Origin of the sequence: Paraburkholderia sp. UCT70 (assembly GCF_050434085.1) — a bacterium.
GTDB classification, from domain to species: Bacteria; Pseudomonadota; Gammaproteobacteria; order Burkholderiales; family Burkholderiaceae; genus Paraburkholderia; species Paraburkholderia tuberum.
Map to the genome: position 1 here is coordinate 641,380 of NZ_JBNPVZ010000002.1, position 13,776 is coordinate 655,155.

Here is a 13,776-nt window from a genome sequence, read left to right on the forward strand (position 1 = left end):
CCCGGCAAGGGCACGTAATTGCGTATGGGGTGTGATGGCTCAGGCCTGTGGCGTGCAGCCACGCTGTCGCGACTGCGCCCAGCCTCGCGCATCCTCCGTGATGCGGCCGGCCAGGCTCGCAATGGCGAGTTGCTGCGCGCGCACCAGGTCCGCGTAACCACCCGGCGCCGCCTGCTGCAGCTGCGTATGGCAGCTCAGGCGGACACCGTTGGGGTCCTGCGCGAAACCGAGGCTCCAGTCAGCCTCGAGCTGCACCGCGTGCCCCGGCCAGGCGTCGAGGCGCCGGATCTGCAGCCTGATGCCCAGCACCGGTTGATTGATCGGCCGGGTGAGACCGGCCACGTCCTGGGTGCCCAGGCGGCGCACCAGTTCGGTGGATAGCGCGGCGCGCAGTTGATCGCCCAGCGGTGCGACCCAGCGCTCGTCGTCGAGCACCGCAACGCCGCTGTCGCCCTGCCGTACGACCATCGCCTGCTGGTCGAGCTCGGCGGGAACGCCCACTGGCAGCACGTCGATCGCGAACGGCGCGGCTGGCTGGGCGGAAGCGGGCTGTGCTGCCGGGAAAACCAGCGTGTAGTAGTGCACCGGCGCGGACGAGCAGGCGCTCAGGGCCAGCGCGACGGTGAGCGTGACTGCGCGCAGGCTGGCGCGGGCTGAAAAACTCATTGTTTGGACTCCTGTGAAGCGGAGGGGCTGGCCGCGGTGACCGGGGCCACGGCTGAACGGTCCGCTGCATGGCCGCGCAGCAGCGCTTCCGGATGGCGGCCGAGCAGATCAGTGAGCGTGCGCAGCGAGCGGGCAGTGCGCTGCACTTCCTGCAGCGTCTGGCCCAGGTTTTCCTGGAGCGGCCCGTCTTCGGCCAGCATGCCCTGCGCGGCGCCGAAGGTCTGGCGAGCCTGCTCCAGGGTCCGCGTGGTCGCCGGCAGCACCTGGCCGTTGATCTGCTTCAGGGTGCTGTCGAGGTCCGCCAGACCCGTGTCGAGATGGCGTGCGATCGAGTCGAGCGGCATCTTGTCGATCTTGCCGACGATGCTTGCTATCTGCTCCTGCAACTGGTCGAAGCCCCCGCTCGCGGTCGGTAGCGTAAGCGGTCGCGCGTCGACGTCGTATGAGACCTTCGGGGCGTTCGGTACGAACTCGAGCGAAATATAGAGCTGTCCGGTCAGCAGATTGCCGGAGCGCGCCTGTCCGCGCAGACCGTGCGCGACCATGGTGGACAGGAATTGCGCTACCTTTTCGATATCGCCATTTATTTTGGGCAGCTTGTCGAGCACCGGTCCGAGCCGCTGCGGATAGACCTCGATGCCGACGATCATGGGAAAACGCTGCGTGGCCGGGTCGTAATCGAGTTTCATGGAAACCACGCGCCCGAAGTTGATTCCCGAAAACACCACGGGAGCGCCCCTGGACAGGCCGCGCAGCGACTGTGCGAAGCGCAACTCGATGTACTGGGCCGGACCGTCTGGCGGCGCCATCGCGGTCTCTTCATCTTTCGCCAGAATGAACCGGCTGCCGCCTGGGCCGGCGCTCGTGCTGCCGACGGGCGTGGCGAACGCAATTCCGCCGCCAACGATCGTGGCCACGGATTGCGTCTTGAGCTTGAAACCGTCAGCACCCAGCGAGAGGTCGACCCCGCTCGCATTCCAGAAGCGGGTATCCGCCGTGACAAACCGGTCATACGGTGCATCGACGAAGATCTGTACGCTGACGCCGTGGCCATCGGCGTCGAGCCCATACGACGCGACGCGGCCGACCTGAATGCGCCGGTAGTAAACGGGCGAGCCGATGTCGAGCGAACCGAGGTCGTCCGCATGAATCGTGAAACTCGTTCCCGGCGTCCCACTGATGACGGCGGGAGGCGTCTCCAGCCCCGTGAACGCTGTGCGCGCGACCTCCGAGGTGCCGGTGTCCACGCCGATATAGGCGCCCGACAGCAGCGTGTCCATACCCGAGACACCGGTCATGCCCAAACGAGGCCGGACGACCCAGAAGCGGCTGTCCGCGCGCGCCAGGCTCCGCGCGCTCCTGGCAAGCGAAACCGAGGCGACCACGTGCGAGCCATCGTCGCTGAGCGCGACCGTAGATACGGTTCCGACCGTCACGTCCTTGTATTTGACAGGGGTCTTGCCGGCCTCCAGCCCCGCAGCGGTCCTGAACGAGATGGTGATTTCCGGGCCGGCCGAGAGCCACGCGTGGATCACCATCGACAGCCCGATCAGCGCGGCGACGAGCGGCACGAGCCAGACGGGCGATACCCGCCAGCGGCTACGGGTGACGCGAGGATCTCGGGGTTCGGGTAGCGGCTTGTTTGATACAGGATTCATGTTTCCTCAGCGTCCCAGATGAGTCGGGGATCGAAGTTCATGGCGCAGAGCATGGTGAGAATCACCACGAGGCCGAAAAAGAGAATGCCGATGCGCGGCTCGCTGTCGGACAGCGCCTGGAAGCTGACCAGCGCGCAGACGATTGCCACCACCATCACGTCGAGCATCGACCAGTAGCCGACCGCTTCGACGAGCCGGTACAAACGGGCACGCTCGCTCATTGCCCAGCGACTGCGACGTTGCGTGGTCGCGAGCAGCATGCTGAGGATCAGGAACTTGGCGCACGGCACGACTACGCTTGCAATAAAGATCACCGACGCAATGCCCCAGGACCCTGCTTTCCAGAACTCCACGACGCCGTAGAGAATCGTGCTGTCGCTGCCGTGTCCCAGAAGGCTCGTGTGCATGACCGGCAGCACATTGGCGGGGATGTAGAAAATCAGGGAAGCGATCAGGAACGCCCACGACCGTGCGATGCTGTCCGGGCGCCGCCGATGCAGGGCTCGTCTGCAGCGCGGGCATTGGGCGTGTCCGTCCACGCGCGGCATATGTGCGCAAACCAGTCCGCATCCATGGCAGGCAATCAGGCCGAGTTGTCCCGCGCGAGGAGGTGGCTTCATGCTGTCTCCGCGTCGGTCCATTCCCACAGCAAGTGGACATCGCGACTGGCGATCATTGGGATCAGCACCATCAGCGTTGCCGTGGCCCAGATGCCGGGACCAGCTGCCACCTGCACGAAGCTGGAAAGTTTGATGATCGCCACGAGCATGCCAAGTACGCCGACCTCGACGATGCTCCACGGGCGCAGCATCGCAAGCAGCCTCATGCTCCATGCGAAACCCGGCGCCCGGCGTGCGGCGCGGGCAAATGCCAGCACCCAGCCGAGCAGCGCGATCTGCAGAAGCGGTACCACGACAATCATCATCGCAGTGGCGAGCGCAATCGGTGCAACCGCGCCGTGCGCCAGCGCTGCCGCGGACTGCCAGAGCGTCGTCTCGCTGTGCAGGCCCTGCAGGGAGATCCGGATCACCGGGCAGACGTTGGCGATCACGAAGACGATGGCTGCGGCGACGGTTAGCGCGAGCCACCGATCGACATCGAGCTGGCTCGCGCGATACAGGACCGCCGAACATTGCCCGCAGCGCGCCACCTCGCGCGTGGCCAGCGCGCGGCGGCGGTACACGCTGTCACAATGCTCGCAGACGACGAGCGTAGGGAAGGTTTGCATGAGCATCCAGCAATCAGGACGGCCTGCCACTGCCGCCGGCCACCGTCCGCTGCTGTTGGACGTGGCCCATCTGAGCCGCGCGCGCGTCGAAGTACGACGTCGCATAGTCGATGAACGCCCGGACCTTCGCCGTCATCAGGCTCCTGTCCCGATATGCGAGCCTGAGTTCGGCGTCCCCGCTCATGAGCTCGAAGTCGGGCAGCAGTTGTATCAGCCGGCCATCGTCCAGCTCATTGCCGATCATCGTAAGAGGCAACGCGCCGAGACCCGCACCGCTCATCACCAGTTCCTTGTTCAACGCGGCGTTGTTGCTCGACACGTCGTATTCCAGTGGCACGGCGATCTGTTCGCCACCGCGCCGGAACCGCAGTTGTGGTTCGCTGATCGACGCAAGTATTGTGACGAAGCGGAATGCGGCAAGGTCGATAGGCCTTTGCGGTAGCTGGCGCCCCTGCAGATAGCTGGGCGAGCCCACTACGGCGAGGGGCAGGCGACACAACGCACGGGTGATCGTGAGCTCGCTCGTGAGCATGAACGGCAGCACGATGCCGAGATCGAAGGCTTCCTTGATCAGATCGACTGGCCGTTCCGCCAGCGTCAATTCGAGCTGCACGGCTGGATACCGGGCACGGAACCCGGCGATCAGCGGTGGCAACTCTATCAGCGCCGCGGTGGTGTGGGCGACGAGCCGCAGTATCCCCGCAGGCGCCCGTGCGCGCTCCCCGGTACCGGCCTCGAGCACGTCCAGTTCAGCCACCACGCGCGAGCAGCCGGCGTAGAACTCCTCCCCGGATTCAGTGAGTGCGAGGTGTCGGCTCGTGCGCTGAAAAAGACGCACACCGAGCCTGGTTTCGAGCCCCGTTATCGCGCGCGAGACGACTGCCTTTGAGATGCCCAACGCATGCGCGGCGTGCGTAAAGCTCTGCATTTCGACGACAGTGCAAAAAGTCCGCAGCGTTTCGAGGTGGTCCATAAGTGTTCGCAATCCAAAGTATATCTAAATTGAAACCATGCGGTTCAGTATAGTGAAAACAACACTGTTGCTGTCAACGTAAATAAACCATACAGTTTAGTTATATTAAAGTCCAAACCTGTAAAGATGGAAGCTCGGTCAGGTGCGTTGCCGCCGGCGGCGTCGTCGATCGATCGCTAAACAAAAGGAGAGCCCGGGATGAGGGGGGAAACGGAAGAAAAGCGGCAGGCGATTGTTGACGCCGCGTTTGAGGTGTTCAGTGAGGTGGGGTTCGAGCACGCGTCGATGTCCGAGATCGCGGCACGGGCAGGAGCGTCGAAGGCCACGCTCTACAGCTATTTCGAGTCGAAGGAAGAGATGTTCACTGAGTTCATGACCGCGGCCGCGCAGGAGGAAGTCCGAGAGGGGTTCGAGCTGCTCAAGACCTCCGCGCCGGTTCGCGATGCACTGGTGAGCTTCGGCACGCACTGTCTGGTTGCGGTGCTGAAACCGCAACTGCTCGCGGTGCGCCGTCTCGCGCATCGTGAAGGCGGCCGGTCGAAAGTCGGCGCCCTGTTCTATGAGCGCGGGCCGAAGCTCGGCTGGCAAACGGTGGCTGTCTTCCTGCAGCAATTGATTGATGCCGGGCAGCTGCGCAGCTGTAACGCAGCCATCGCGACAGCGCATCTGCGCACGCTGTATGAAGCTGAGTTGATGGAGGTGTGCCTGTTTGGCGTGCCGGCCGATACGAGCCACCGCAACATCGCGAAGGTCGTTCAGAGAGCGGTCGACGTGTTCCTGGCCGCCTACGGACCCACGGACCCAGCACAAACCAGGCATTGATGATCGGGCAGCGGCGATGGCGCTCCAGACGAGGATCTGGCGCTGATAGGAAGTCAGGATCATGGTCGGGAGTCGTATTCAGGTGACCCGCACGCCGCTTGCCTCGATGTCGGAGATGCCACGCTCAGTCATCATTTCTTCCAGATTTCGCAGCCTCAGCACATAGGCCACGTACCAACGCACGCACATCAGGATCACATCAAGCGGATAGTGCAGCCGCTGCAAAAGCTTGGCAATCCATGGGGCAGGGTCGTTTGCGGCGTCAGTGTCTTGTTCATCGTGGGATCAATGCGTTTTCCTCAGGCCGACATTTCAGTGTTTCCGCGCTAATGCGACAAAACCCTAAAAGCCGTCGAACAGTCTGGGGAGAGTGTTACTGAGACTCGACGGCGTCGAGGCGCGCTTGCGCTGTCTCGGCAGGGTATTGGCAGTGGTACGCGCCGAACAACTGCGAGCACAGTTGAGCAAGTGCGAGTAGGATCACGGCTTGATCTGCGTGCTCGACCTCTCCTGCATTGAGTACGTCATCGTGGACCGGAGCAAGAGGGCGCAGTTGCCGGAAAGTGGCGGCGTCAAATCTCATGTTGGACCTCCTGTGGTCAGACGGTGGAGCGCACACTAAGCAGCCGGTCCCAAGGCGTCGTTTACGCTTGAGCTGCCGGGCTCGTTGAAATGTTGGGCGAGCTGCAGCGAATTTCAGATGTGCCTCCCTCAGGACACTCAGCACCCAAGGTCGGCACCACGGTCGCTGGGACGGCAAGTCGCGCATGCCAGGCTCTGTTCACATTTTCACGAATGGTCCAAATGCAAAGGCCGGCCTGCCGAACTCAGCGCCGAGTGCAGTTTGGTGCTCAGTCTGCGTCGCGAATGTGCGAGCGCTTGTGGACCCGTGGCAGGCTGCAAATCCGCTGCATCCGCCGGTGATTTCGGCGAAGCACTTCGCACAGCAAACGGCTGTAGTCTCTGGCCAAAAATAGCTCGTGCGCTTCTGGACGCCTTCCTTCAACTCGCCGCATTCGTCGCAGCGATCCAAGACACGGACCTGCATCGGTCGGGAGCGCCATTCGAGTTCGTTCATGTCAGCAGCCCTCGCGCTGATCTCCGACGCTGACGGCGATGAAGTTCGCGGCCATCCGTCGCAGTTCTGGCGAGGTCGGATCAGCTCGACGCAGCTCGACCAAATCTCTTGCGTTCGTGCTCATTGTGGCCTCACTGAATGCAGATGCGGCTAAGGTCAACGGCCCGGCGGTACACGTTCTTACCCAGCCAAGGGACGAACGTGTACTCGTCGTACGCGTTGCTACCGATATAAATCAAGTTATGCAGAACGTTGAACATGGCGCCACCACTTAATTGAAATCACAAGGTCCATGGAATCAGGATAGATGGACGACCCAAATAAAACCATTGTACGAACGGTCGCTGCAGTCCAACGTTGGCATAGCGCGCTCATACGTTTGAATGCCTCTGGGCATCCAGCAAGGGGGCTCCGAGTCTTGGCGGCGATGTAGCCGGAGCCGTTACCCTAAGCCAGTCATGCGATGGTATGAGACAGCCATACCTCTAACGAGGCTCCGCCTCAGACCGACGAGTGGATTGGTGACTGCGTGGCGCGGCCGGTGTAGGGAGAGGTGGGCGCGCAAATTCGGACAGTCGGATAAGTGGAACGCTCGGGGCCTGAGCCGGCGATAATGCCGACAAAGGAACCAGGAAGATGACGAAGAGAACCCGACGGACGCACTCAGCCGCGTTCAAAGCGAAAGTGGCGATGGCGGCGGTCAAGGGCGAGCGGACGCTAGCCGAACTGGCGCAGCAGTTCGATGTGCACCCGAACCAGATCACCGAATGGAAGCGGCAGTTGCAGGAACGTGCCGCCGACGTGTTTGGCGCAGGCGGCACGGCGTCGAGCGAGCCGCAAGTCGATTTGAAGGAGCTACATGCGAAGATCGGCCAACTCACGCTCGAGAACGATTTTTTAAGCGGCGCGCTCAACAAGGCGGGATTGCTGAGCGCAAAGCGATGATCGATCGTACACACGCATTGCCGGTCTCGCAGCAGGCGCGACTCGTTGGTATCGCAAGATCGAGCGTGTATTACCGGGCGCAACCGGTGAGCAACGCAGACCAGTTGCTGATGCGCCGGATCGATGAACTGCACATGGAGTTTCCGTTTGCCGGAGCGCGGATGCTGGCGCGACTGCTGCGTCGCGAGGCACACGAGATTGGCCGTCGGCACGTGCGCACGCTGATGAAGCGCATGGGTATCGAGGCGCTGTATTGCAAGCCGAATACGAGCCGACGCAATGCGCAGCACAAGATCTGGCCGTATCTGCTACGGGGCATGACGATCAGTCGGGCAAACCAGGTCTGGGCACTGGATACCAGTTATATCCCGATGGCGCGCGGCTTCGTGTATCTGACCGCCGTGGTGGACTGGGCCAGCCGGAAGGTACTGGCCCACCGCGTAGCGATCACGATGGAGGCGATGCACGCTGTCGAGGCGTTGGAAGAAGCGTTCGCGAAGTACGGGCAACCTGAGATCGTCAATACCGACCAGGGCAGCCAGTTCACCGCGATAGCGTTCACCGGGGCCGTGCTCAGCCGGGGCATCCGCCTGTCGATGGACGGCAAAGGTGCCTGGCGAGACAACGTGTTCGTCGAGCGCGTGTGGCGAAGCGTGAAATATGAAGCGGTGTATCTGAAAGCCTATGAATCGGTAGGCCACGCCCGGCGCTCAATCGGCGATTACATCAATCTGTACAAGTGCGTTTCATACTGCCCAACCTCGCTATGTTGTTGATAAATCTAGAGAGCCCTGTTGTGTCGTTGGTATTGTGGGGTGTCCACGCCGTGCGCGAGCCCGTCCGACGAGTTCGGTAACTGCGTCCCCGGTCAGCGAATTGCGATTGAAGATCCATGGCCCGTTGGGTAACGGATGTTCGGCTGGGATCTTGTTGCGCTCAACTGCGAGCCTGAGCGTTCCGGGGCTCACACCGATGAACGCCGATGCCTCGGTCAACGTCATCCATCCTTCAGCAGCACGTCGTTCGCTCGAATAGACCGGGATCTGATGGTGGCTGCGCAACGCGGTGACTCGCTCCTGGGTCCAGAAGTTACCCCGGCCGGTTCGCAGGTCATTGCGATTGAGTACGCCGGCGATCACCAGATCCGGACAGATACGGACAAGCTGGCGCACGGCATCAATTGCTTCACGTGACGTATGCGTAGTGTTCTCTCCGCGGCGCCGCCGCGGCACGCGAATCTCGGTATGTACTCCGCCCTTCCAGTGAATGACGAGCACGATTTCGCTCGTTGCGTCGTCAACGTCAACGACGACTTCGTGGATCAGGGTGCGCACTATGCGCTTCTTCAGGCGGGCGTCGGCCTGCGGCCAGATCGATTCCAATGCAGTGGCAAGATCGGCAAACTCCTCTGGCTGGGTAGGCGGTATCTGGCCGGATGTGCGCGACTGTTGCTCGATACGCGATTCCAGTTCCTCTACGCGTAGTAGCGCATGATTCCAGCGCCGCTCCAGTTCGTCGGCGACGAGCCGGTTCTCGGGGTCAGCAGCATCGTACTGTTTCTGCGCGCGTTGCGCGGCGTAGCGTGCAGCCTGAAGATCCCGCTGCAACGCGGCCAGCACTTCGTCCTGCTTCAGGGTCTCTTCTTCGCGCGCCACGATTGCTGCCTCAATTGCCGCCGGTTGAACGACCTGCAAGACCGCCTCGGCGATGGCCGCGTCCGCGCGTGTGCCACCGAACGCAATACAACGCGGTTGCCCCTTGTCCATCCAGCCGCGATGACAGCTATAGCGCAAGGCGTCGTGCCTGTTACCCGTGTAGTGTAGCGTCAGCTTGCTCGCGCAGCGCCTGCAGCGCAATAGTCCCGCCAGCAGGGCCTCACCGTTCTTCGGGGCGCCAGCGTGTCCGGCCAGACGCAGGTTGCCGCTAATGGCACACTGGATCCGTTCGAATTCGTCCCAGTCAACGTACCCTTCGTGGGCATTCGGAATGAGCGCAAGCCACTGATCCCGTGGTTTGCGGCGATCACGTTTGCGTGGTTCCCCAGCCTCGTAATGGATCGCGCATTCGGTTTTGCCATAGGCATACGTGCCACCGTAGATCGGGTTGGTCAGGATCCGGTACACCGTGCCGTAGCTCGGCCGTTTCCATTGGATTTCGCCGCGCGGCATGCATGCCGGCAACTGCAGGCCGTGCTCCAGGAACCATAACAACGTCTGACGCACCGAACCAATCGCGCCGAACTGGCGGAATACTGAGCGGATGGCGTCCTGCACGCGCAAATCCGGATCCTTCTCCAGGCGCTGGTCTTCGGTCTTGCAGTAACCCACCGGCGCCGCGACAATGAGTTCGCCGCGTTTGGCCTTCTCCCGACGAGCTTCGAGCGAACGCTGACGCAACAGATCCAGCTCGTATTCGTTCAGGCTGCCCTTCAAGCCGAGCAGCAAACGATCGTTGCTCTGCCGCGGTGAGTAGACGGTCTCCTGATCGACGAGCACCGTGTCGACGACGCGGCACACCTCAACCAGTTGCTGCCACTCGCGACTGTTGCGCGCGAATCGTGAAACCTCGCGAGCGGCAACTGCGCCGACGTGCCCAAGACAGACCTCTGCGACCATCCGTTCGAAGCCCGTGCGCGTTTGCGTTCCGGCCGCAGAGCGTCCCAGATCCTCGTCGATCACCTCGATCTCGTTCCAGCCCAACTGATGCAGACGATCCTGCATCGCATACTGCAGCTTCTGGCTCTCCAGATTGTGGCTGACCTGGTAGGCCGACGACTGGCGCACGTACAGCATGGCCTTGCGCGCCAGATGCTGCGCCCGAATCTTGTCACTCATCGCGCACCTCCGGCTCGTGTACGGCGGCGAGCAGCCCGCGACGGTGTTGCCGCAGCAGCTGCGCCAGCAAACGCACCGTCTGCTGCCGGACCTCTTGCGGCAGGTGCTCCCATTGTGGTGTCTTCGGAAAGAGACGGAACAGGTCGAGTTGACCGCCCGGTTGGGGGTTTGTCTGGCGTCGCATCAGCACCTCCTGTACGGAGCAAAGGATGGTGCTCGGCTTGTACCATACCGCGCGGCGTGGCAGCAGGCGCCTGCGCCAACAGGTACTTCAGTTCCCTCAATGCTTCACAGCTGACGGCGGGAGACGTTGCCGAGGTAATGCGACAGCAGGCAACGGGATCGAACATCCATTGCGGCACCTCCAGCAAGCCCGCCGTGTCGAACGGCTCTCGCCCACAGCGCAGCACTGACTCGGCGTTCTTCCTCTCTATCGTGGTGAAAATCCATACCGTGTGCCCGTACCACGGGTGCCAGCGGTAGAGAACCTCCTTTGATTCGCCGATATGGGCGTTGTGTTGACGGCTTGTACAACCAGAGACGGCCTCATTCGAGTCTGGAAGACCGCACGCCGGATGAGGCATACTTCGCAACACTGCCTGCGATCAAATTGGCAGCATGACTGCCCCGGACGTTCCACTTAAAAATATCGAGAACCTGTCCGAACAAGCGAGGCCATCTCTGGGCGGCGAGATCGTGCTGGACGCGAGCGCGTCCGCAGAGGTCGTGTGCGTCAGTGTGGAGAACCAGGGGCAGCCGATTTCCGCCGGGAATCTCGAACGGATTTTCGATCGCTTCTATCGGATCGATCCGTCGCGCAGTTCGCTGCCGTCATCGGCGCTGTCAAAAGGGCCCACCGGGTCCGCCGGGTCCATCGGATCGACCGGGCTCGGGCTCGCCATCGTGCGCATGATCATGGAACTGCACGGCGGCTCGGTGCATGCGCAAAGCGATGCGCGCAGCACGCGGTTCGTGCTGATGTTCCCGCGGCTTGTGTGAGTGTGTCCAGCGGGCCTAAACCGGCCCCGCCGTGCTTCTGGCTTCACTGCCCCACGTGCCCCCGAGCGCTTTCAGCAACAACACACTAGACTCCAACCGCCGCTCGGCGCTCTGATCCGCGATCCGGCGATTCGTCAGCGCAATCGTCTGCGCGGTCACCACGTCGAGATAGCTGACCGCGCCCGCCTTGAAGCGGTTCGTCGTGAGCCGCAAGGAGAGATCCGCGGCCGTGGTGCGGCCGGCGTAGCCCGATAGGAAAAGACAGCCGGATCGGCTTGCGCGTCTCGATCACGTTGATCGAGACGGCAGAGGGGTCGTCGGCGGCGAGCACGCTCCGTTGCATAGTCTCGCCGGTGTCGTTGCACAGAGGCCCTGAAGCACCGGGCGCGCCATGGGCAACGAACAGCCTAAATGCCGATACCTCAAGGTTTTTAACGCACCCGATGCCGAGCCCGTCGACGACCAGCATCGTCGTCGAGCTCGAAGTCGTTGCGAAGTGCGCAAATCAAGAGAGTCGCGCCGCACTCACGCTGCTTGTGCACATTGCGCAAACTGACATGGCTGATCGTGTCATGCGGTGAACTTCCCGGTCGTCTTCCTTTTATCGGACGGCCATCATGACGTGGAGTACGCGTTCTCGCGAGAAACGCTCGAAGTCGAGTTGACATAAAGGAAATGAGCAAAATTTCGACTGTCAGAGCTTTTTAGAAATGTCCGGTTCTGGCTCATTAGAAATGTCCGGTTTCCTGCTCCGGGCTGGCTGTGGCGCATGCTGCGCATCACAGCCAGCCCGGAGCCAGACCATGAACGGACGTGGATTCATCACGATCAGCATGCACGAACTCGAGCGCGTGAAGATCATCGAGGCGGTCGTCCAGCATCGCCTGACGATCGTACTGGCGGCTGAACGGCTGCAACTATGTGAGCGTCAGATCAGCCGGCTGGTGCGACGCTACGAGTCCGCTGGACCGGCCGGGCTCGTGTCGGCGCGGCGTGGACAGCCCAGCAATCGCGAACTGCCGGTTGATCTGCGGGCGCGGGCTATGGCGCTGGTGCGTGAACGTTACGCGGATTTTGGGCCAACGCTGGCCTGCGAGAAGCTGGCCGAATGTCATGGTGTGGTGCTGGCGAAGGAAACCGTGCGACGCTGGATGCGCGATGCGGGCCTGTGGATTCCGCGCAAGCAGCGGCCGCCGAAGCTTCACCAGCCGAGAAACCGGCGGGCATGCCTGGGCGAACTGGTGCAGATCGACGGCAGTGATCACCGGTGGTTCGAGGACCGCGCGCCGGCGTGCACGCTGCTGGTGTTCATCGACGATGCAACAGGCCGGCTGATGGCACTGCACTTTGCGGCGACCGAATCGACCTTCAGCTACTTCGAGGCGATGCGCGCGTACCTTAAACAGCATGGCAAGCCGGTGGCGCTGTACAGCGACAAGGCCAGCGTCTTCCATTGCAACAGCCATTCGGTGACGCCTGGCAAGGGTGTGACGCAGTTTGGCCGCGCGCTGTACGAGCTCAATGTGGATACGTTCTGCGCCAACAGCAGCCAGGCGAAGGGGCGCGTCGAGCGCGCGAACCTGACGTTGCAGGATCGTCTTGTGAAGGAACTGCGGCTACGCGGCATCAGCACGAAGGAGGCCGCCAATGCTTATGCGCCCCACTTCATCGCTGACTTTAACGGCCGGTTTGGCAAGATGCCGCGGAGCACATTCGATGCACACCGGCCGCTGCGTGCCGACGACGATCTTGATCTGATCCTGACCGTTCGTGTGCCGCGGCGCGTGTCGAAGGTGTTGACGGTGCAATATGACCGTGTGATCTATCTGCTGGAGGATACGGTGGCGAACCGTAGTCTGATTCACCGTTATCTGGATGTGTTCGAATACCCGGACGGACGTATCGAAATCCGGGTGAATGGTGCTGCCCTGCCCTGTGCGCCATACGACCGGCTCTCGGAAATCGATCAGGCGGCGGTGGTCGATAACAAGCGGCTCGGGCACACACTGCAGATGGCGCAGCTCATTCAGGCACAGCGTGATGACAGGCGGGCGTCGGGCTCGCCATCGAGGACCAACCAGGGCGAAGCGCCGCGGCCGAAGGAGCGCAAGGTGGGCACCCGCAAGCAGCGCGAGCTGACGTGGGAGGAGCTCAATGAAGCGATTCTGGGAACTGCCGGAATGCGGGTTGGCTCGGTGCTTAAAAGCCCGGCGGCCTCAAATCTGAAGTGCAACACCTGTTTCGTATAAGGTGTTGCGATGCACGAAAGAACTCAGTATCAACAACTTCAGCCTGAAGAGCGCCTGATCATTGCAAGTCTGCATCTGCAGGGTTCGAGTATCCGGGCCATGGCCCGGATACTCGGGCGCTCGCCAGCCACCGTTAGCCGTGAACTGGCGCGAAACAGCTTGCCTGCTGGCTACGCGTCCGTGTCGGCTGAAGCGCTCAGTGCCGCACGCCGCAGCGCGGGTCGCCGCCCCCCAAAGCTTTGCCTGCAAAGCGTCTGCTGGCGCATCGTTCTCACTCTGCTCGAGTGGAAATGGTCACCTCAGCAGATATCGGGCACACTGAAG

General features: G+C 62.1%; 9 protein-coding genes and 5 pseudogenes. 5 read left to right on the top strand and 9 right to left on the bottom strand.

The genetic code is table 11. The annotated features are described in order from the left end of the window. Positions 1 to 39: 39 nt before the first annotated feature. Genes OKW41_RS05210 through OKW41_RS05230 form a run of 5 tightly spaced genes read right to left on the bottom strand, consistent with a single transcriptional unit; the run spans position 40 to position 4,525 of the window. The gene (locus tag OKW41_RS05210) at positions 40 to 666 is read right to left on the bottom strand and encodes a PqiC family protein (protein ID WP_429571770.1); all 627 of its coding nucleotides are present in this window, start codon (positions 664 to 666) and stop codon (positions 40 to 42) included. Then, positions 663 to 2,324 carry an intermembrane transport protein PqiB gene (locus OKW41_RS05215; protein WP_429445196.1) on the bottom strand — a complete coding sequence of 554 codons (1,662 nt, stop codon included), beginning with the start codon at positions 2,322 to 2,324 and terminating at the stop codon, positions 663 to 665. The genes OKW41_RS05210 and OKW41_RS05215 overlap by 4 nt, the downstream gene beginning before the upstream one ends. Beyond that, a complete protein-coding gene (locus OKW41_RS05220; RefSeq protein WP_429445198.1) occupies positions 2,321 to 2,944 on the bottom strand; it encodes a paraquat-inducible protein A in 624 nt (207 codons plus the stop codon). The genes OKW41_RS05215 and OKW41_RS05220 overlap by 4 nt, the downstream gene beginning before the upstream one ends. Next, positions 2,941 to 3,507 carry a paraquat-inducible protein A gene (locus OKW41_RS05225; protein WP_429571771.1) on the bottom strand — a complete coding sequence of 189 codons (567 nt, stop codon included), beginning with the start codon at positions 3,505 to 3,507 and terminating at the stop codon, positions 2,941 to 2,943. The genes OKW41_RS05220 and OKW41_RS05225 overlap by 4 nt, the downstream gene beginning before the upstream one ends. Positions 3,508 to 3,565: 58 nt before the next feature. Next, on the bottom strand, positions 3,566 to 4,525 hold the full coding sequence (locus OKW41_RS05230; protein WP_429571772.1) for a LysR family transcriptional regulator: 960 nt from the start codon (positions 4,523 to 4,525) through the stop codon (positions 3,566 to 3,568). A gap of 198 nt (positions 4,526 to 4,723) precedes the next feature. Here OKW41_RS05230 and OKW41_RS05235 point away from each other — a divergent pair, with 198 nt between their 5' ends. Then, positions 4,724 to 5,347, top strand: a complete 624-nt coding sequence (locus tag OKW41_RS05235) for a TetR/AcrR family transcriptional regulator (RefSeq protein ID WP_429571773.1) — start codon at positions 4,724 to 4,726, stop codon at positions 5,345 to 5,347. Positions 5,348 to 5,461: 114 nt separating this feature from the next. Here OKW41_RS05235 and OKW41_RS05240 read toward each other — a convergent pair. Beyond that, positions 5,462 to 5,625 (bottom strand): annotated as a pseudogene (locus OKW41_RS05240) (IS6 family transposase); the annotation flags it as partial. Between the two features lie 1,436 nt (positions 5,626 to 7,061). On the opposite strand from OKW41_RS05240, the pseudogene OKW41_RS05245 reads away from it, so the two are divergent. Continuing rightward, positions 7,062 to 8,107 (top strand): annotated as a pseudogene (locus OKW41_RS05245) (IS3 family transposase); the annotation flags it as partial. A 27-nt stretch (positions 8,108 to 8,134) separates the two neighbouring features. Here the strand turns inward: OKW41_RS05245 and OKW41_RS05250 are convergent. After that, positions 8,135 to 10,204 carry a recombinase family protein gene (locus tag OKW41_RS05250; protein ID WP_187639680.1) on the bottom strand — a complete coding sequence of 690 codons (2,070 nt, stop codon included), beginning with the start codon at positions 10,202 to 10,204 and terminating at the stop codon, positions 8,135 to 8,137. Next, positions 10,197 to 10,388, bottom strand: coding sequence for a hypothetical protein (locus OKW41_RS05255; protein ID WP_187639681.1), 192 nt, complete (start codon positions 10,386 to 10,388; stop codon positions 10,197 to 10,199). The genes OKW41_RS05250 and OKW41_RS05255 overlap by 8 nt, the downstream gene beginning before the upstream one ends. A gap of 500 nt (positions 10,389 to 10,888) precedes the next feature. Here OKW41_RS05255 and OKW41_RS05260 point away from each other — a divergent pair. Continuing rightward, positions 10,889 to 11,203: pseudogene (locus OKW41_RS05260) on the top strand (ATP-binding protein); the annotation flags it as partial. A 15-nt stretch (positions 11,204 to 11,218) separates the two neighbouring features. On the opposite strand, the pseudogene OKW41_RS05265 reads toward OKW41_RS05260, so the two are convergent. Further along, positions 11,219 to 11,437, bottom strand: a pseudogene (locus OKW41_RS05265) (RND transporter); the annotation flags it as partial. A gap of 569 nt (positions 11,438 to 12,006) precedes the next feature. Here OKW41_RS05265 and OKW41_RS05270 point away from each other — a divergent pair. After that, positions 12,007 to 13,452, top strand: coding sequence for an ISNCY family transposase (locus OKW41_RS05270; RefSeq protein WP_429573350.1), 1,446 nt, complete (start codon positions 12,007 to 12,009; stop codon positions 13,450 to 13,452). 9 nt (positions 13,453 to 13,461) lie between these two features. Then, positions 13,462 to 13,776 (top strand): annotated as a pseudogene (locus OKW41_RS05275) (transposase); the annotation flags it as partial.

Excerpts from the sequence above, each read along its gene's own strand:
- OKW41_RS05210 (WP_429571770.1), bottom strand. The coding sequence starts at position 666 with ATGAGTTTTTCAGCCCGCGCCAGCCTGCGCGCAGTCACGCTCACCGTC.
- OKW41_RS05215 (WP_429445196.1), bottom strand. The coding sequence starts at position 2,324 with ATGAATCCTGTATCAAACAAGCCGCTACCCGAACCCCGAGATCCTCGC.
- OKW41_RS05220 (WP_429445198.1), bottom strand. The coding sequence starts at position 2,944 with ATGAAGCCACCTCCTCGCGCGGGACAACTCGGCCTGATTGCCTGCCAT.
- OKW41_RS05230 (WP_429571772.1), bottom strand. The coding sequence starts at position 4,525 with ATGGACCACCTCGAAACGCTGCGGACTTTTTGCACTGTCGTCGAAATG.
- OKW41_RS05235 (WP_429571773.1), top strand. The coding sequence starts at position 4,724 with ATGAGGGGGGAAACGGAAGAAAAGCGGCAGGCGATTGTTGACGCCGCG.
- OKW41_RS05250 (WP_187639680.1), bottom strand. The coding sequence starts at position 10,204 with ATGAGTGACAAGATTCGGGCGCAGCATCTGGCGCGCAAGGCCATGCTG.
- OKW41_RS05255 (WP_187639681.1), bottom strand. The coding sequence starts at position 10,388 with ATGCGACGCCAGACAAACCCCCAACCGGGCGGTCAACTCGACCTGTTC.
- OKW41_RS05270 (WP_429573350.1), top strand. The coding sequence starts at position 12,007 with ATGAACGGACGTGGATTCATCACGATCAGCATGCACGAACTCGAGCGC.